Raw genomic sequence first — 17992 nt, forward strand, 5'->3', positions numbered from 1 at the left:
TTACTCATCCAGTTTCGGTTGCGGAGAATCATCCGGCATTCTGACATGGACCTGAATAATACGTCGACTATCAGCCATAGCGACCTTGAATTGGTAACCATCAATGTCAATCGATTCGCCGCGCGCAGGCAAGTGACCGAACGCCTGCATCACCAGACCGCCAATGGTGTCTACTTCATCATCACTGAAGTGGGTGCCGAAGGTTTCATTGAAATCCTCAATCGGCGCCAGTGCGCGTACTGTCCATGTATGGCGGCTAAGCTGGCGGAAATCGATATCCTCTTCTTCGTCATATTCGTCTTCGATTTCGCCGACAATAAGCTCGAGAATATCTTCAATCGTGACCAGACCAGAAACGCCGCCGAACTCATCAATAACGATAGCCATATGGTAGCGCTGGGAACGGAACTCTTTCAGCATGCGATCGACACGCTTGCTTTCCGGCACCACTACCGCCTGGCGTAACACTTTTTCCATGCTGAACGCTTCGGCGTCGCTGCGCATAAAAGGCAGCAAATCCTTAGCCATCAGGATCCCTTCGATGTGATCTTTGTCTTCGCTGATCACCGGAAAACGCGAGTGGGCAGACTCGATAATGACATCGAGACATTCGTCCAGCGTCTGGTTGCGTTTCAGGGTAATCATTTGGGAGCGGGGGATCATGATGTCGCGAACGCGCTGGTCCGCAATATCCATTACCCCTTCCAGCATGTCGCGCGTATCGTTGTCGATAAGCTCGTTCTGCCCGGAGTCTCGGATCAGTTCCAGCAGTTCATCACGGTTTTTCGGTTCGCCGTGAAAGAGCTGGCTGAGTAAAAGGGAGAAGAATCCCTTTTTGTTGTTGGTGTTGTCGCTACTGTGTGAGTTATCGTCGCTCATGGCGTCGTGTGGGTTCTCGTGTTGGTTAATCTGTCGCTCGTCGCGCGTAAACTCAGCGCCGGACGGCATTTCAGGCGAGTGGAGCGCAGCAATCTGCGCGCCAACTTACTCTTTCTCGGAAATGTACGGATCCTCATAGCCCAGAGCAAGCATTATCTCTGTCTCGATCCCTTCCATCTCTTCGGCTTCATCGTCTGCAATATGGTCGTAACCGAGCAGGTGTAAACTGCCGTGCACCACCATGTGCGCCCAGTGCGCGTCCAGCGGTTTGCCTTGCTCCTGGGCTTCCTGTTCCACAACCTGGCGGCAAATAATCAAATCGCCAAGCAGCGGCATTTCGATGCCAGGTGGTGCTTCAAACGGGAAAGAGAGCACGTTAGTCGGCTTATCTTTCCCGCGGTAGGTCAGGTTCAGTTCGTGGCTTTCCGCATTGTCGACCAGGCGAATGGTGACTTCTGCTTCTTCCTGAAACTGCGGGATAACGGCGTCAAGCCATTTCTGAAACTGTGCTTCTTCCGGCAGACCGCTGTTATCTTCACACGCCAACTGTAAATCAAGGATCACCTGACTCATTTCTGCTCCTGCTCCTGGGCTTCGCGTTTGCGCTCGGCGGCCAGTTCTGCTTTACGTTTCTGTTCGGCCTCTTCCCAGGCTTCATAGGCGATAACGATGCGGGCAACCACCGGATGGCGCACCACATCTTCGCTGTGGAAGAAGTTAAGGCTGATTTCGTCGACGTTCGCCAGCACTTCAATGGCGTGACGCAAACCGGATTTGGTGCTGCGCGGCAGGTCGATCTGCGTGACGTCGCCTGTGATCACCGCTTTGGAGTTAAAACCAATACGCGTCAGGAACATCTTCATCTGTTCGATGGTGGTGTTCTGGCTCTCATCAAGAATAATAAACGCGTCGTTTAGCGTACGGCCTCGCATATAGGCTAACGGCGCGACTTCAATAACGTTGCGCTCAATCAGCTTTTCGACGCGTTCAAAGCCAATCATCTCAAACAGCGCGTCATACAGTGGGCGCAGATAAGGATCGACTTTTTGGCTGAGATCGCCGGGCAGGAAGCCGAGTTTTTCACCCGCTTCCACCGCCGGGCGTGTCAGCAGAATGCGGCGCACTTCCTGGCGTTCCAGCGCATCCACTGCAGCGGCGACGGCAAGGTAGGTTTTACCGGTGCCCGCCGGACCCACGCCGAAGGTGATGTCATGATCAAGAATATTGGCGACGTACTGCGCCTGGTTCGGCGTGCGCGGTTTAATCACGCCACGCTTGGTTTTGATATGGATAGCTTTGCCGTATTCCGGCACGCTTTCGGCGCTCTGCTCCAGCACGCGCGCTTCTTTGATAGCCAGATGGATCTGTTCCGGTTCGATATCCTGGATCTGACCGCGCATTGGGGCGGTATCGACATACAGGGTGCGCAGAATATCGGCGGCGGCATTAACGCAAATTTCGCGTCCGGTGAGTTTGAAGTGATTATCGCGGCGGTTGATTTCGATGCCCAGTCGCCGCTCCAGTTGTTTGATGTTGTCGTCAAACGGGCCACACAGACTTAGCAGACGTGCGTTGTCCGCTGGCTCAAGGGTAATTTCACGCGTATCTATATTCAAACTGTTCCTCTTTTCGATAAGTCGAGGGCTATGCCCATTAGGGAATTATTCACGGCATATAAAGAAGTCGCAAGCATTGCGCAAGATGTTGGGGTCGGCGAGGGGAAAAGCAAGGCCTGCCAGATATGGCAGGCCGATGGCATTACGGTTGGTACAGACCGACGCCGAGGTCGTTCTCTTTACGCGTACGGGCAATAACAGATTGCGGGGATTCCACCACGCGCAGCCCCATTTCCTCTTCGGTACGCACCAGCACGCCGCGCAGAGAGTTCGGGTAGACATCAACGATTTCTACATCGACAAATTTACCGATCATCTCCGGCTTGCCTTCGAAATTCACCACGCGGTTATTTTCGGTACGACCAGAAAGTTCCATGATGTTCTTGCGCGATGTGCCTTCCACCAGGATGCGCTGGGTGGTGCCGAGCATACGGCGGCTCCAGGCCATTGCCTGCTGGTTAATACGCTCTTGCAGAATGTACAGGCGCTGTTTTTTCTCCTCTTCCGGCACATCATCTACCATATCGGCAGCGGGCGTGCCCGGGCGTGCGGAGAAGATAAAGCTGTAGCTCATATCGAAGTTAACATCGGCAATCAGCTTCATGGTTTTTTCGAAGTCTTCGGTGGTTTCACCCGGGAAGCCGACGATAAAATCGGAGCTAATCTGAATGTCCGGGCGCGCTTCGCGCAGCTTACGGATGATCGCTTTGTATTCCAGCGCGGTATGCGTGCGGCTCATCAGGTTCAGTATGCGGTCGGAACCACTTTGCACCGGCAGATGCAGGAAGCTCACCAGCTCCGGCGTGTCGCGATAGACCTCGATGATGTCATCGGTGAATTCAATCGGATGGCTGGTGGTGAAACGGATGCGGTCGATACCATCAATGGCCGCCACCAGACGCAGCAACTCGGCAAAGGTGCCGATACTGCCGTCAAAGTTCTCACCGCGCCAGGCGTTTACGTTCTGGCCGAGCAGGTTCACTTCACGGACACCTTGTGCCGCCAGTTGGGCGATCTCAAACAGGATGTCGTCGGCAGGGCGGCTGACTTCTTCACCACGGGTATAAGGCACCACGCAGTAAGTACAGTATTTGTTACAGCCTTCCATGATCGACACAAACGCGGTCGGGCCATCGGCGCGTGGTTCCGGCAAACGATCGAATTTTTCAATTTCCGGGAAGCTGATATCGACCACCGGGCTTCGGGTGCCGCGCACGGAGTTGATCATTTCCGGCAAGCGGTGCAGGGTTTGCGGCCCAAAAATAATGTCGACATAGTGCGCGCGCTGGCGAATATGATCGCCTTCCTGAGACGCCACGCAGCCGCCAACACCGATAATCAGATCGGGGTTTTTCTCTTTCAGCAGCTTCCAGCGGCCCAACTGATGGAAGACTTTTTCCTGAGCCTTTTCACGGATTGAGCAGGTATTAAGCAGCAGCACATCCGCTTCTTCCGCCACCTCGGTCAGTTGATAGCCGTGAGTGGCATCCAGCAGATCGGCCATCTTCGATGAATCGTATTCGTTCATCTGACAGCCCCAGGTTTTTATGTGGAGTTTTTTTGTCATCGACTTGCTCTTGCTTAAGTTCGTATACGCTGAGTATGACGGGTATCAGCCAGGATTGCAGGCCGCGTATTGTAATGCTTTGGTCGCGTGCTGACCAGTATGACGGTTGTCAGTCTCAAGGGGTAAAAAATCCGGTAAACTTAACGGATTCTCGTTGAAGGACAAGTAGCCATGACAAATCAATCCACTGAAGTTGCCATCGTTGGCGGCGGAATGGTCGGCGGAGCGCTGGCGCTGGGGCTGGCACAACATGGTTTTGCCGTGACCGTGATTGAAAAACAGGAACCCGCGGCGTTTGATGCAACGTTGCCGCCGGACGTACGCATTTCGGCAATCAGTGCCGCATCGGTGGCGTTGCTGCGCGGCCTGGGCGTCTGGGAGAACATTCAGGCCATGCGCTGCCACCCTTATCGGCAACTGGAAACCTGGGAGTGGGAAAATGCGCATGTGGTGTTCGACGCTCGCGAGCTGAAGTTGCCGCTGCTCGGTTATATGGTGGAAAACACGGTGCTTCAGCGCACGCTGTGGGAGGCGTTACAGGCGCACCCGCAGGTAACGCTGCTCACGGCGAAAGAATTAACTGCATTGCATGCATACAACGAAGGTCAGCAATTAACGTTTGCGGATGGTGACACGTTAACGGCGAAGCTGGTAGTGGGCGCTGATGGCGCGAATTCATGGGTACGGCAAGCGGCGGGGATTGGCATTCACGCCTGGCAGTATCAGCAATCCTGTATGTTGATCACCGTTCAATGCGAACACGAAGCGGGTGACAGCACCTGGCAGCATTTTACGCCTGATGGCCCGCATGCCTTTTTACCGCTGTTTGATAACTGGGCGTCGCTGGTGTGGTATGACACCCCGGCGCGTATCCGCCAGTTACAGACATTAACGATGGCGCAGCTGGAGCAAGAGATTGCCCGACATTTCCCGGCGCGCTTAGGTGCCGTTAAACCGGTCGCCGCAGCCTCTTTTCCGCTGACTCGCCGCCATGCGCTGCAGTATGTCAGGCCGGGGCTGGCGTTGGTGGGCGACGCAGCGCATACCATTCATCCGTTGGCCGGGCAGGGCGTTAATCTGGGGTATCGCGATGTGGATGCGTTGCTGGATGTATTGACCAGCGCGCGTACGCAGGCGGAAACCTGGGCCAGCCACGCGGTGTTAAAGCGTTATCAGACGCGACGCATGGCGGATAACTTTATTATGCAAAGCGGGATGGATCTATTTTACGCCGGGTTTAGTAACTCCCTCGGCCCGGTGCGACTGCTGCGCAATATCGGTCTGATGGCGGCGGAACGCGCTGGCGTGTTGAAACGGCAGGCGCTGAAGTACGCATTAGGATTGTAAAAGGACTGCGGGCGCAGCGCCCGCAGTACTCACATAATTGCCAATAACTTATCCAGTGCCGTGTGCGCGCCTTTTTTGTCGATAAAAAAAGCCTGATACCCGTCAATCCCTTCAAGCTGTTGCAGCGCCCATTCGCCATTGTGCATTTTGCGCAGCAACCGCACTGTGCGGTAAAGCGGCACCAGCAGAATAATCAGCGCCACGAAGGCCGCCGCCCCATAGCTCGTGGAGAACGGGTTTGCGCTGGCCTGTTGCACCAGTAGCGCGACAGACGCAACTTGCAGCACGAGCCTGGCGAGCAGTGTCCGCATACAGAATTGCTGCAGGCGCTGTGGCGTTGAGAAGCAGGGGTTTTTCAGCGATGAGCGTGTTTCCTGCACCGGAATGCCCTGCACATACACCGTCCAGTGAGTTGTCTCCTTCAGCAGCAGGGCCTGGCCGCTTTCGCTCAGCGTATGCAGACGCATGGATATGACAACCGGGAAGACCAACCCCATACAGAGGCCATAAAAGATCGGCGCGGAGAGACCCATAAAAGCAAGACCAAAACCGGTGACCACAAAGAGTACATAAAGTGGGGCATAAATTAACAGGGCTGTATTTTGATAGTTCATCATGCTGACTCAGAGGAGAATGGCGGGTAAATTACCATACGTTTTATGCAGTGATTAACTACCAACATCCGGGGATGTGCAGAAAACAAAAAAGCCCGCCGATGCGAGCTTTTTTGTTTTGTTGGCTGGGGTACGAGGATTCGAACCTCGGAATGGTGGAATCAGAATCCACTGCCTTACCGCTTGGCGATACCCCAAAAGCGCGTTCGCGAAAGCAAACGTCTTTGAGATGGCTGGGGTACGAGGATTCGAACCTCGGGATGGTGGAATCAGAATCCACTGCCTTACCGCTTGGCGATACCCCAACAAATCTTTTTCAGGCTTAACGTTTTAACATTAGACCTTAAATATGGTGGCTACGACGGGAATCGAACCTGTGACCCCAGCATTATGAGTGCTGTGCTCTAACCAGCTGAGCTACGTAGCCAAGTTTTACTGCTTTCCCAGTCATCGACTGGCTGGGGTACCTGGATTCGAACCAGGGAATGCCGGTATCAAAAACCGGTGCCTTACCGCTTGGCGATACCCCAACGACTAGTGCGTTTCGCAGGAGTCGAAGAAGAGATGGCTGGGGTACCTGGATTCGAACCAGGGAATGCCGGTATCAAAAACCGGTGCCTTACCGCTTGGCGATACCCCATCCGTGCAACGCTTACTTGGGAATGGTGCGGGAGGCGAGACTTGAACTCGCACACCTTGCGGCGCCAGAACCTAAATCTGGTGCGTCTACCAATTTCGCCACTCCCGCAAAAAAGATGGTGGCTACGACGGGAATCGAACCTGTGACCCCAGCATTATGAGTGCTGTGCTCTAACCAGCTGAGCTACGTAGCCATCTTTTTTCGCGTTACCTTATCGGCGTTGCGGGGCGCATTATGCGTATTGGGCCTTACAGCGTCAATACCTTTTTCATCGAAAATTGCCGGAATGTGACTGTTTGGTTAGGTTGCGAACAGCATGACGCTTTATTGGGCGAAAATAGATTTTATTCATTAAATCAGCGCACAAAAAACAACAGGCCCCGCAGGGCCTGTAAGAATAACCATTAATTATTAATAAGCTGACTGGTGAATACCTACCGCGCGACCTGACGGATCGTTCATGGTTTTGAAGGCTTCGTCCCATTCAAACGCTTTTGCGGAAGAACAAGCAACGGATGGACCGCCAGGAACGCATTCCGCGGCACTCGCCAGCGGGAACAGCTCTTCAAAAATTTCACGGTACAGATACGCTTCTTTCGATGCTGGCGTATTGTACGGGAAACGGTAGCTGGCCGTTGCCAGTTGTTGATCTGTCACCTGCTGCGCGGCAACTTCTTTCAGCGTATCGATCCAGCTGTAACCGACGCCGTCGGAGAACTGTTCTTTTTGACGCCATGCCACGCTTGCCGGCAGGTAGGATTCAAAACATTCGCGCAGAATGTGTTTTTCCATTTTGCCGTTGCTGCCGCACATTTTGTCTTCCGGGTTGATACGCATCGCCACGTCGAGGAATTTTTTATCCAGGAACGGTACACGCGCTTCCACACCCCAGGCGGACATCGCTTTGTTTGCACGGGCGCAGTCAAACATATGCAGGGCCTGCAGTTTACGCACGGTTTCTTCGTGCAACTCTTTGGCATCTGGCGCTTTATGGAAATAGAGATAACCGCCAAACACTTCATCGGAACCTTCGCCGGAGAGCACCATTTTGATGCCCATCGCTTTGATTTTACGCGACATCAGGTACATCGGCGTTGAGGCGCGAATTGTCGTCACGTCATAGGTTTCAATGTGGTAAATCACATCGCGAATCGCATCCAGCCCTTCCTGCACGGTGAAATGAATTTCATGGTGCACGGTGCCAAGATGGTTGGCGACTTCCTGCGCCGCTTTCAGATCCGGCGCGCCTTTCAGACCAACAGCGAAGGAGTGAAGTTGCGGCCACCAGGCTTCTGATTTCTCCTGATCTTCAACGCGACGGGCAGCGAATTTTTTGGTGATTGCGGAAATGACCGAAGAGTCCAGACCGCCGGAAAGCAGCACGCCGTACGGTACATCGGACATCAGGTGGCTTTTCACCGCGTCTTCCAGCGCCTGGCGCAGTTCTGCTTTGTCGGTCACGTTGTCTTTTACTGCATCGTAGTCAAACCAGTCGCGCTGATAATAAGAGCGAATTTCACCGTCTTTGCTCCACAAGTAGCTGCCTGCCGGGAACTCTTTAATGGTGCGGCAAACCGGCACCAGCGCTTTCATTTCTGACGCCACGTACAAGTTGCCGTGTTCGTCGTGGCCCATGTACAGCGGAATGATACCGATATGGTCGCGGCCAATCAGGTAAGCATCTTTTTCACTGTCGTATAGCGCGAAAGCGAACATGCCTTGCAGTTCGTCGAGGAATTCCGGCCCTTTTTCCTGATACAGCGCGAGGATCACTTCGCAGTCAGAACCGGTCTGGAATGCGTAACGGTCGCCATATTCTGCGCGCAGCGCCTGGTGATTATAAATTTCACCGTTCACTGCCAGCGCATGTGTTTTCTTTTCGTTGTAGAGCGGCTGTGCCCCGGCGTTAACGTCGACAATAGAGAGACGTTCATGCGCCAGAATGGCTTTATCACTTGCATAAACACCGGACCAGTCCGGGCCGCGGTGGCGCATCAGTCGGGATAATTCCAGCGCTTTTTTACGTAATTCGACCGCGTCGGTTTTAATATCCAGTACGCCAAAAATTGAACACATAGACTTCTCCGTTAACCTTGAGTGCAAAGCTGTAATGTTGTGTGCTTGCAGTCAAAATGCCGCAAAAACGGGGCAGTGCGCAAGCCTTTTACCGCGCTGAAAGTAAAAAGTGCAATGATGATTATTGAATGCTGAAAAAAGAGTATGCATAAGACGCTGTTATTGATGAATCATCAAAATAATGCACTTTTTATTGAATGGCGTTCTTTTTGGCAGGCGTAAAAATGAAAAACCACGCCCGAAGACGTGGTGGTATTTAGATAACGTCGATTTCCGCGACTGAGGGATAAATCCACGACGGGCGAAACGGCATGCTGTCGATATCATCAATGCGCGATACGCCAGAAAGCACCAGGATGGTTTCAAGCCCGGCCTGAAAGCCCGCCAGGATATCGGTACGCAGGTTATCACCCACAATCACTGTCTGTTCTGAGTGTGCCTGCATGGTATTCAGTGCCGCGCGGATGATCCACGGGCTGGGTTTGCCCACATAGAAAGGTTTACGCCCGGAAATTTTTTCGATGCCGGCGCACAGCGCGCCGCAGGCCGGATAATATCCGCGCCCGTGTGTGTCCGGGTTGGTGGCGATAAAGCGCGCGCCATTCGCCACGAAGAACGCAGCCTTATGCATCATTTCCCAGTTATAGGAACGTGTCTCGCCAACGATGACAAAATCCGGGTTGATATCGGTAATGGTAAAACCGGCTTTGTAAAGCTCGTGGATCAGTGCGCCTTCGCCCACCACATAGGCTTTTTTCCCCTCCTGGCGCTTAAGGAAATCGGCGGTCGCCATTGCCGAGGTATAAAAGACGCTGGCAGGTACATCAATACCGGCAGAGACAAAGCGGTTCGCCAGATCCTGGCCGGTTTGCGAAGGGTAGTTGGTCAGTAATACCAGCGGCATGCCTTTTTCAAGGATGCGGGTGATGAACTCAGCAGCACCCGGTATGGCAACGTTGTCGTGCATCAGCACGCCGTCAATATCACAGATTACATTCTGAATGGTCATGGACTGTCCGGATAAAAAAATAAGTATTAACGATAGATGCTGTCAGTTTTCCAGCAAACGTTGCAGCAGCAGACCGTTCAGCATAGCGCGTTTCACCAGCGCAAACGCGCCGATCGCCGAGCGGTGATCCAGCGCGGAAGGTACCACCGGCAAGTTTTTGCGAAACGCTTTTAACGCTTGAGTGTTAATGCACGCCTCGATGGCCGGGAGCAGCACTTTTTCTGCTTCGACAATTTCCCCGGCGATCACCACTTTCTGCGGGTTAAACAGGTTTATGGCAATGGCGATGGTTTTACCCAAATGGCGACCAACATATTCAATCACTTCACAGGCCAGCGCATCGCCTTTATTGGCGGCTTTACAGATGGTTTTGATCGAGCAATCTTCCAGCGTCAGGCGACTCTGGTAGCCCTGTTCTAAAAGATGACGAACGCGGTGCTCTATCGCGGCATTGGCGGCGATAGTTTCCAGACAGCCAAAGTTGCCGCAGTGACAGCGTTCGCCCAGCGGCTCGACTTGCACGTGCCCAATTTCGCCGACGTTACCGTTACGGCCGATAAAAATACGCCCGTTAGAGATAATCCCGGCGCCTGTCCCACGGTGTACACGCACCAGAATGGAGTCTTCACAATCCTGGCTTGCCCCAAAATAGTGCTCGGCCAGCGCCAGGCTGCGAATGTCATGCCCGACAAAACAGGTCAATTTGAAGCGTTCTTCCAGGGCTTCCACCAGCGCCCAGTTTTCAACCTGAATGTGCGGCATATAGCGAATGACACCGCTTTCCGGGTCTACCAGACCCGGCAGAATCACGGAAATCGCGATCAGTTCGCGGATTTTGCGTTGGCTGGTTTCAAGAAAGTGGCTGATGGTATTGAGCAGCGCATGTTCCAGTGTTTCCTGGGTTCGTTCGGGCAGCGGGTAATGCTCTTCCGCCAACACTTTGCTGCTTAAATCGTACAACGTCAGTGTGGTGTCGTAACGCCCGAGGCGCACACCGATAGCCTGGAAATTTCGGGTTTCGGTGACAATGGAGATAGCGCGGCGGCCTCCGGTGGAGGCCTGCTGATCGACTTCTTTGATCAGCCCGCGTTCGATAAGCTGGCGCGTGATTTTTGTCACGCTGGCGGGAGCTAGCTGGCTTTGTTCGGCAATTTGAATGCGCGAAATGGGGCCGTGTTGGTCAATCAGGCGGTAAACCGCCGCGCTGTTAAGCTGCTTTACGAGGTCAACGTTACCGATTTGAGCTTGTCCGCCTGATGTCATACCGTCTCTTTATGCAGTGACGACCTCGTTGCCATTAACGATGGTCTTGATGATTTTATAATCGCGCGTGAACGCCGTCAGGTTCGCCACTTTCCCCGCGGCGAGACTTCCCAGCTTTTCGTCAACGCCAATGGCGCGAGCGGGGTAAAGTGTTGCCATACGCAGCGCTTCATCCAGCGCAATGCCGACATGCTCCACCAGATTTCGCACCCCTTCGATCATCGTCAGGGAGGAACCGCTCAGCGTTCCGTTTTCGTCCACGCACAGTCCATTACGGTAGTATATTGTTTTGCCAGCAAAAATGAACTGCTCAATATTCGCCCCCGCTGGCGCTGTCGCGTCAGTTACCAGGCAAAGTTTGTCGCCTTTCAATCGCTTAGCATTACGGATATTAACGTAATCGACATGCAGGCCATCTGCAATCACGCCGCAGTAAACGTCTGTGTCATCAAGCACTGCGCCTGCCAGACCAGGTTCACGGCCGGTGATGTACGGCATGGCATTATATAAATGTGTGGCGAACGTGATCCCGGCGCGGAAACCGGCTTTTGCTTCTTTCAGCGTGGCATTGGAGTGACCGGCAGAAACCACGATGCCTGCGTCAGCTAACTGGCGAATCACTTCGGTGCCCGCCATTTCCGGGGCCAGCGTAACTTTGGTGATCACATCGGCGTTCTGGCACAGGAAGTCGACTAACGCCGGATCCGGTTTACGCACGAATTCCGGGTTGTGCGTGCCTTTTTTAACAATATTCAGCCACGGCCCTTCCAGATGAAGGCCCAGCGCCTGATGCGGGTATTTAGCCAGGTAATCGCGCATCACCTGCACGCCCTGTTTCATTAATTCGTCGCTGGTGGTAATCAGCGTCGGCAGGAAGCTGGTGCAGCCGGATTTTTCATTCGCTTGCTGCATGATTTCCAGCGTTTTTACGCTAACGGCTTCTGCGGTGTCGTTAAACTGTACGCCGCCACAGCCGTTGAGCTGCACGTCGATAAAACCGGGGGAAAGGATGGCACCATTCAGCGAGCGTTGTTCAATTCCTGTTGGCAGCTCAGCCAGCGGACAAAGGCGTTCAATCAGACCATTGGCGATGACCAACGCATGGTCATCCAGAATTTCATGGCCGGTGTAGATTCGGCCCTGGGTTAAAGCATACATAACGACCCCCGATTAACTAGGTATACCGCTCCGCAGGATCCGCCTCGCGGAGCGGGAACTGATTTACAGACCTTTAATATTTTCCGCTTCTAACTCGTTGAAGTATTTCAACGTTTTCACTTTCAGCTCCATCGTGGACGGTTCGTCGCAGACGATGACGGCTTTCGGATGTAACTGCAGGCAGCTGATGGTCCACATGTGGTTAACGTTGCCTTCAACCGCCGCTTGCAGCGCCTGCGCTTTTACGCCACCGAGCACCAGGATCATCACTTCTTCTGCATCCAGCAACGTGCCCACGCCCACGGTCAGTGCGTACTTCGGCACCTGATTAACATCGCCGTCAAAGAAGCGAGAGTTCGCCACGCGGGTGTCATGGGTCAGGGTTTTAATACGGGTGCGCGAGGCCAGCGAAGATGCCGGTTCGTTAAACGCGATATGCCCATCGTTGCCTACGCCACCCATAAACAGGTGAATTTTGCCGTAAGAACGGATTTTTTCTTCATAACGGCGACATTCTGCGTCAATATCCGGCGCGTTGCCATCGAGCAGGTTAATATTTTCAGCCGGGATATCAACGTGATCGAAGAAATTGCGGTGCATAAAGCTGTGGTAGCTTTCCGGGTGATCTTTCGGCAAGCCGACATACTCATCCATGTTGAAGGTGACAACATGCTGGAAACTGACCTGGCCTGCTTTGTGCATCTCAACTAACGCTTTGTACGCGGTGAGCGGGGTTCCACCGGTCGGTAAGCCGAGAATAAACGGACGGTCTGCGGTCGGTTTGAACGCGTTGATACGATTGACGATATGGCGGGCTGCCCATTTGCCGACTTGTTCAGCTGTCGCCAGGGGAATCAGTCTCATTGTTCACCTCAAAAGTTAAATGAAGATAGTTGGCGGAATGCGTGCTAACTCAGCGTTAAGCGTAACCTGGTTCGCGACAGAGAGAAGGGAGCAATCCGTCCTGATATTTTTAATCATAAAATAAGTTTTACCTCTTTGCCAGTGATTGGGAGGGTGATTGACGATACTTAGTGATTTTAATCACAGAAAATACGCTTTTAATTTGCGAGGCGAATTAATTTTTCACACACTCTGTCAGGTAGTGAGAAAATAGCCGTGATTTCAGGGTTAGTGACACAATAAAAAACGACTGTTTCAGTGAGCTCTCATCGGGTTCATAGGGGGAATAAAAGTGAGTATTCTAGGTTATCTGCAAAAGATCGGCCGCGCGCTAATGGTGCCTGTCGCCACGCTGCCTGCGGCGGCAATTCTGATGGGCGTCGGGTACTGGATTGACCCGGTCGGCTGGGGTGGGCAAAACGCACTGGCAGCGTTTTTCATCCAGTCCGGCTCCGCCATTATCGACAATATGGGCGTGCTGTTTGCGGTGGGTGTCGCTTACGGTATGTCAAAAGACAAAGATGGTGCCGCTGCGCTGGCAGGCTTTGTCGGCTTCCTGGTTCTGACCACGCTCTGTTCACCGGCAGCAGTGGCAATGATCCAAAAAATCCCGGCGGATCAAGTTCCGGCCGCGTTTGGCAAAATCAAAAACCAGTTCGTCGGTATTCTGGTGGGGATTATTGCTGCTGAACTGTATAACCGCTTTAGCAGCGTTGAGCTGCCGAAAGCGCTCTCCTTCTTTAGCGGCCGCCGTCTGGTGCCGATCCTCACCTCGTTTGTGATGATCGTTGTTGCTTTCATCATGATGTATATCTGGCCGGTCGTGTTTAGCGGTCTGGTGGAATTTGGTGAGAGCATTCAGAAACTCGGCTCCGTGGGTGCAGGCGTTTACGCCTTCTTTAACCGCCTGTTAATTCCGGTTGGTTTGCACCACGCGCTCAACTCTGTGTTCTGGTTTGACGTAGCGGGTATTAACGATATTCCTAACTTCCTTGGTGGCGCGCAGTCTATCGAAGCCGGTAAAGCGGTGGTCGGTATCACGGGTCGTTATCAAGCCGGCTTCTTCCCGATCATGATGTTCGGCTTACCGGGCGCGGCGCTGGCAATTTACCACTGCGCACGTCCGGAAAATAAAGCCAAAGTTCTGGGTATCATGATGGCGGGCGCGTTTGCCTCGTTCTTTACCGGTATCACCGAACCGCTGGAATTCTCCTTTATGTTCGTTGCGCCGGTACTGTATGTGATCCATGCGGTGCTGACGGGGATCTCCGTATTTATCGCCGCGAGCATGCACTGGATTGCCGGTTTCGGCTTCAGCGCCGGTCTGGTGGATATGGTGCTCTCCTCGCGTAACCCGCTGGCAACCCAGTGGTGGATGCTGATCCCGCAAGGTTTGGTGTTCTTCGTTATCTATTACGTGGTTTTCCGTTTCGCTATCACCAGGTTCAACATGCTGACTCCGGGTCGCGAACTGGCTGTATCCGGCGATGAAGCGGATGGTCAGGATGTGAATGTCAGCGGTAACACCGAGCAGGATGTGAGTGGCCTGGCGCGTCAGTACATCGCCGCGATTGGGGGTTCTTCTAACCTGACCGGCATTGACGCCTGTATCACTCGTCTGCGTTTAACGGTGAAAGACTCTTCGCTGGTGAACGAATCCATGGCGAAACGTCTTGGCGCCTCCGGTGTTATTCGTCTGAACAAAACCGGTGTGCAGATTATCGTTGGTTTCGTCGCGGAAAAAATTGCCGATGCAATGAGAACGGCAGGCGATGTCCCGGCGGCAGGTAATGCTGCGCCCGCAGCGGCTCCGGCGGCAACGGTAAAGCCGCAGGCGGTACCGAACGCGACAACCATCGCTGAGTTGGTATCGCCTATCACTGGTGAACTGGTGGCGCTGGATCAAGTGCCGGATGAAGCCTTTGCCAGCAAAGCAGTGGGTGACGGCGTGGCGGTGAAACCGACGGATAAAATCGTGGTTTCTCCGGCGGCGGGCACCATCGTGAAAATCTTCAACACTAACCACGCGTTCTGCCTGGAAACCGAGAAAGGCGCGGAAATCATTGTCCATATGGGCATTGATACCGTTGCGCTGGGCGGCCAGGGCTTTACTCGCCTGGTTGAAGAAGGCGCGGAAGTGGTGGCGGGGCAGCCGATCCTCGAAATGGATCTGGAATACCTCAACGCCAATGCCCGTTCAATGATTAGCCCGGTGGTGGTCAGTAATATTGACGACTTTAGCGGCTTGGTTATCAAGGCGCAGGGCGCGGTGGTTGCTGGTCAGACTCCGCTGTATGAAATTAAAGGCTAATGGCTCCTGAGTAAGCTTTCATGCCTTAAGCGGCGGGGGAATATCCTCCGCCGCTTTTTTTTGCCTTGCATTTAATCAGTGCCATACTGATGTCGCTTTTATTAGGGGGAGGATGATGAAAAGGATAATTTGCGCGTTCTGTATCGCACTGATGTTAAGCGGCTGTATTCCACGTTACGCCACGCTGCGCCCACACTATGAAGTGGATGTGCGTAATCCAGCCGGTGAAGCGATCTCAACGGCAATGATGTGGGTCAGCACCGGGCGTTCACCGCCGGGTTACTATCCGCCGCCGGAAGCGTTTCGTGCTGACCGGCGAGGGCATATTGACGTGGAGAAAAAATCCCAGTGGGAAAATATGATTTTCTTTTTGCACGGGACGAATTTCTACTCGTGGGGCTGGTGTATAGAAGCGCCGGGTTATGTTCCGCAAAACGGACAGGGTGATGAGATTGAGAGCCCGGTCATCCTTAAACCGACCACGCAAGATTTACGCTGCCGACAAGCGCAGGACGTAGCTGAATACCTTTCTCCCGGGCATCAGTGATTTGTATAAGTAAAGGTTGTTTCCTGCGTCCTCTTATTAGATCATATGCCGTTATACGTTGTTTACGCCTTGAGGAACCTGTGATGAGTGAGGCAGAAGCCCGCCCGACTAACTTTATTCGCCAGATCATTGATGAAGATCTGGCCAGTGGTAAGCACACTACCGTCCATACCCGTTTTCCGCCGGAGCCAAATGGTTATTTGCACATTGGCCACGCGAAATCGATCTGCCTGAACTTTGGTATCGCGCAAGATTACCAGGGGCAGTGCAACCTGCGTTTCGATGACACAAACCCTGCAAAAGAAGACATCGAATACGTTGAATCTATTAAGAACGACGTGCAATGGTTGGGCTTTAACTGGTCTGGCGACATCTGCTATTCCTCGGATTATTTCGACAAGCTGTACGAATACGCGATTGAGCTTATCAACAAAGGCCTGGCCTACGTTGACGAGCTCTCCGCTGATGAGATCCGCGAGTATCGCGGCACGCTAACGGCGCCGGGTAAAAACAGCCCGTATCGCGATCGCAGCGTGGAAGAGAACCTGGCGCTGTTTGAAAAAATGCGTGCGGGTGGCTTCGAAGAGGGTAAAGCGTGCCTGCGCGCGAAGATCGATATGGCGTCGCCGTTTATCGTGATGCGCGATCCGGTGCTGTACCGCATTAAATTTGCTGAACATCACCAGACCGGTAACAAGTGGTGCATCTACCCGATGTACGACTTTACCCACTGCATCAGCGATGCGCTGGAAGGTATTACTCATTCGCTGTGTACGCTGGAGTTCCAGGATAACCGCCGTCTGTATGACTGGGTGCTGGATAACATCACCATTCCGGTTCACCCGCGCCAGTACGAGTTTTCGCGCCTGAATCTGGAATACACCGTGATGTCCAAGCGTAAACTGAACCTGCTGGTGACTGACAAGCATGTTGAAGGCTGGGACGATCCGCGTATGCCGACCATCTCCGGTCTGCGCCGCCGTGGTTACACCGCTGGCTCTATCCGTGAGTTCTGCAAACGTATCGGCGTCACCAAACAGGACAACACCATTGAGATGGCGTCTCTGGAGTCCTGCATTCGTGAAGATCTGAACGAAAACGCACCGCGTGCAATGGCGGTTATCGATCCGGTGAAACTGGTTATCGAAAATTACCCGCAGGGCGACAGCGAAATCGTTAGCATGCCGAACCATCCGAATAAGCCGGAAATGGGGACGCGTGACGTGCCGTTTAGCGGTGAAATCTGGATCGATCGTGCTGACTTCCGCGAAGAAGCCAACAAACAGTACAAACGTTTGGTGCTGGGTAAAGAGGTTCGCCTGCGTAACGCTTACGTCATCAAAGCAGAACGCGTGGAGAAAGATCCAGACGGCAACATCACCACTATTTTCTGTTCTTACGATGCGGACACGCTGAGCAAAGATCCGGCCGATGGTCGCAAAGTGAAAGGGGTTATTCACTGGGTGAGCGCACAACATGCGCTGCCGGTTGAGATCCGCCTTTATGATCGTCTGTTCAGCGTACCGAATCCGGGGGCTGCAGAAGATTTTCTGGCAACCATCAACCCGGAATCGCTGGTGATCAAGCAAGGCTATGCTGAACCGTCGTTGCAAGAAGCAGAAGCGGGTAAAGCGTATCAGTTCGAACGGGAAGGTTACTTCTGCCTCGACAGCCGTTATGCAACCGCTTCCAAACTGGTCTTCAACCGCACCGTGGGTCTGCGCGATACCTGGGCGAAAATCGGTGACTAAGTAAGTCAACCAGAAACAATTAGTTTAAAGCGTCGCTTTCAGCGGCGCTTTTTTTTGCTTATCCGTTAGGTTGTTACACTTTATATACATTCGCGTCGCGAATTAATGTGTCTTCTCATTGATGCGCTTATTGAACGCCCGAAAATCATTTTCGTGGTTTTAAAAGTTGATTTTAGTGTGTAATCGCTATCAATCAGCATTAATATCTTTATTTTATTTGTATTTATTATCTTTTTGTCTTTTTTATGTAACATGTTTCAAAACACTACTGAATATGTGCTCTTCGTCATAATCCTGTCATTTTGCCACTG

14 protein-coding genes and 7 tRNA genes are annotated in these 17992 nt (G+C 53.0%); 4 read left to right on the top strand and 17 right to left on the bottom strand.

Going from position 1 to position 17992, the window contains the following annotated elements:
* The 4 genes from corC to miaB form a co-directional block, all read right to left on the bottom strand.
* Complete coding sequence (gene corC, locus ACFX4U_RS14160; protein WP_040016553.1) at positions 1-879, bottom strand: CNNM family magnesium/cobalt transport protein CorC; 879 nt, start codon at positions 877-879, stop codon at positions 1-3.
* A gap of 105 nt (positions 880-984) precedes the next feature.
* Positions 985-1452 (bottom strand): rRNA maturation RNase YbeY, encoded by a 468-nt coding sequence (gene ybeY, locus ACFX4U_RS14165; protein ID WP_090118909.1) that lies wholly within the window; start codon positions 1450-1452, stop codon positions 985-987.
* Positions 1449-2495, bottom strand: a complete 1047-nt coding sequence (locus tag ACFX4U_RS14170; protein WP_200551585.1) for a PhoH family protein — start codon at positions 2493-2495, stop codon at positions 1449-1451. Before ACFX4U_RS14170 ends, ybeY begins: the two co-directional genes overlap by 4 nt.
* Positions 2496-2637: 142 nt before the next feature.
* Positions 2638-4062 (bottom strand): tRNA (N6-isopentenyl adenosine(37)-C2)-methylthiotransferase MiaB, encoded by a 1425-nt coding sequence (miaB, locus tag ACFX4U_RS14175; RefSeq protein ID WP_305736745.1) that lies wholly within the window; start codon positions 4060-4062, stop codon positions 2638-2640.
* A 171-nt stretch (positions 4063-4233) separates the two neighbouring features.
* Between miaB and ubiF the strand changes: the two genes are divergently transcribed.
* A complete protein-coding gene (gene ubiF / locus ACFX4U_RS14180; RefSeq protein ID WP_305736744.1) occupies positions 4234-5409 on the top strand; it encodes a 3-demethoxyubiquinol 3-hydroxylase in 1176 nt (391 codons plus the stop codon).
* A gap of 29 nt (positions 5410-5438) precedes the next feature.
* On the opposite strand, the gene ACFX4U_RS14185 is transcribed toward ubiF, so the two are convergent.
* The 13 genes from ACFX4U_RS14185 to nagB all read right to left on the bottom strand — a co-directional run bounded on the left by ACFX4U_RS14185 (position 5439) and on the right by nagB (position 13033).
* A complete protein-coding gene (locus tag ACFX4U_RS14185) occupies positions 5439-6026 on the bottom strand; it encodes a hypothetical protein (RefSeq protein WP_313506600.1) in 588 nt (195 codons plus the stop codon).
* A gap of 119 nt (positions 6027-6145) precedes the next feature.
* Positions 6146-6220 (bottom strand) — tRNA-Gln (locus tag ACFX4U_RS14190).
* Between the two features lie 33 nt (positions 6221-6253).
* A tRNA-Gln gene (locus ACFX4U_RS14195) sits at positions 6254-6328 on the bottom strand.
* A 45-nt stretch (positions 6329-6373) separates the two neighbouring features.
* Positions 6374-6450, bottom strand: a tRNA-Met gene (locus tag ACFX4U_RS14200).
* 28 nt (positions 6451-6478) lie between these two features.
* A tRNA-Gln gene (locus tag ACFX4U_RS14205) sits at positions 6479-6553 on the bottom strand.
* A 35-nt stretch (positions 6554-6588) separates the two neighbouring features.
* Positions 6589-6663: transfer RNA gene (locus tag ACFX4U_RS14210), tRNA-Gln, on the bottom strand.
* A 23-nt stretch (positions 6664-6686) separates the two neighbouring features.
* A tRNA-Leu gene (locus ACFX4U_RS14215) sits at positions 6687-6771 on the bottom strand.
* 8 nt (positions 6772-6779) lie between these two features.
* Positions 6780-6856, bottom strand: a tRNA-Met gene (locus ACFX4U_RS14220).
* A 218-nt stretch (positions 6857-7074) separates the two neighbouring features.
* The gene (gene asnB / locus ACFX4U_RS14225) at positions 7075-8739 is read right to left on the bottom strand and encodes an asparagine synthase B (RefSeq protein WP_313511127.1); all 1665 of its coding nucleotides are present in this window, start codon (positions 8737-8739) and stop codon (positions 7075-7077) included.
* A 256-nt stretch (positions 8740-8995) separates the two neighbouring features.
* On the bottom strand, positions 8996-9748 hold the full coding sequence (locus ACFX4U_RS14230; protein WP_131406278.1) for an HAD-IIA family hydrolase: 753 nt from the start codon (positions 9746-9748) through the stop codon (positions 8996-8998).
* A 42-nt stretch (positions 9749-9790) separates the two neighbouring features.
* On the bottom strand, positions 9791-11011 hold the full coding sequence (locus ACFX4U_RS14235; RefSeq protein ID WP_305736741.1) for an N-acetylglucosamine repressor: 1221 nt from the start codon (positions 11009-11011) through the stop codon (positions 9791-9793).
* A 9-nt stretch (positions 11012-11020) separates the two neighbouring features.
* Positions 11021-12169, bottom strand: a complete 1149-nt coding sequence (gene nagA / locus ACFX4U_RS14240) for an N-acetylglucosamine-6-phosphate deacetylase (RefSeq protein WP_313511130.1) — start codon at positions 12167-12169, stop codon at positions 11021-11023.
* A gap of 63 nt (positions 12170-12232) precedes the next feature.
* Entirely contained in the window at positions 12233-13033 is an 801-nt protein-coding gene (gene nagB / locus ACFX4U_RS14245; protein ID WP_017455911.1) for a glucosamine-6-phosphate deaminase, read from the bottom strand.
* Positions 13034-13364: 331 nt separating this feature from the next.
* Here nagB and nagE point away from each other — a divergent pair, with 331 nt between their 5' ends.
* The 3 genes from nagE (at position 13365) to glnS (ending at position 17681) form a co-directional block, all read left to right on the top strand.
* Positions 13365-15383, top strand: a complete 2019-nt coding sequence (gene nagE / locus ACFX4U_RS14250) for an N-acetylglucosamine-specific PTS transporter subunit IIBC (RefSeq protein ID WP_313511131.1) — start codon at positions 13365-13367, stop codon at positions 15381-15383.
* A gap of 115 nt (positions 15384-15498) precedes the next feature.
* The gene (locus ACFX4U_RS14255) at positions 15499-15930 is read left to right on the top strand and encodes a lipoprotein (protein WP_313511132.1); all 432 of its coding nucleotides are present in this window, start codon (positions 15499-15501) and stop codon (positions 15928-15930) included.
* Positions 15931-16013: 83 nt separating this feature from the next.
* A complete protein-coding gene (gene glnS, locus ACFX4U_RS14260; protein ID WP_349350604.1) occupies positions 16014-17681 on the top strand; it encodes a glutamine--tRNA ligase in 1668 nt (555 codons plus the stop codon).
* The last annotated feature ends 311 nt before the right edge of the window (positions 17682-17992 follow it).

Origin of the sequence: Kosakonia sp. YIM B13588, from assembly GCF_042788165.1 — a bacterium.
Taxonomy (GTDB): Bacteria; Pseudomonadota; Gammaproteobacteria; order Enterobacterales; family Enterobacteriaceae; genus Kosakonia; species Kosakonia sacchari.

Excerpts from the sequence above, each read along its gene's own strand:
- asnB (WP_313511127.1), bottom strand. The coding sequence starts at position 8,739 with ATGTGTTCAATTTTTGGCGTACTGGATATTAAAACCGACGCGGTCGAA.
- nagA (WP_313511130.1), bottom strand. The coding sequence starts at position 12,169 with ATGTATGCTTTAACCCAGGGCCGAATCTACACCGGCCATGAAATTCTG.
- ybeY (WP_090118909.1), bottom strand. The coding sequence starts at position 1,452 with ATGAGTCAGGTGATCCTTGATTTACAGTTGGCGTGTGAAGATAACAGC.
- ACFX4U_RS14230 (WP_131406278.1), bottom strand. The coding sequence starts at position 9,748 with ATGACCATTCAGAATGTAATCTGTGATATTGACGGCGTGCTGATGCAC.
- nagB (WP_017455911.1), bottom strand. The coding sequence starts at position 13,033 with ATGAGACTGATTCCCCTGGCGACAGCTGAACAAGTCGGCAAATGGGCA.
- corC (WP_040016553.1), bottom strand. The coding sequence starts at position 879 with ATGAGCGACGATAACTCACACAGTAGCGACAACACCAACAACAAAAAG.
- ubiF (WP_305736744.1), top strand. The coding sequence starts at position 4,234 with ATGACAAATCAATCCACTGAAGTTGCCATCGTTGGCGGCGGAATGGTC.
- ACFX4U_RS14185 (WP_313506600.1), bottom strand. The coding sequence starts at position 6,026 with ATGATGAACTATCAAAATACAGCCCTGTTAATTTATGCCCCACTTTAT.
- ACFX4U_RS14255 (WP_313511132.1), top strand. The coding sequence starts at position 15,499 with ATGAAAAGGATAATTTGCGCGTTCTGTATCGCACTGATGTTAAGCGGC.
- ACFX4U_RS14235 (WP_305736741.1), bottom strand. The coding sequence starts at position 11,011 with ATGACATCAGGCGGACAAGCTCAAATCGGTAACGTTGACCTCGTAAAG.
- glnS (WP_349350604.1), top strand. The coding sequence starts at position 16,014 with ATGAGTGAGGCAGAAGCCCGCCCGACTAACTTTATTCGCCAGATCATT.
- miaB (WP_305736745.1), bottom strand. The coding sequence starts at position 4,062 with ATGACAAAAAAACTCCACATAAAAACCTGGGGCTGTCAGATGAACGAA.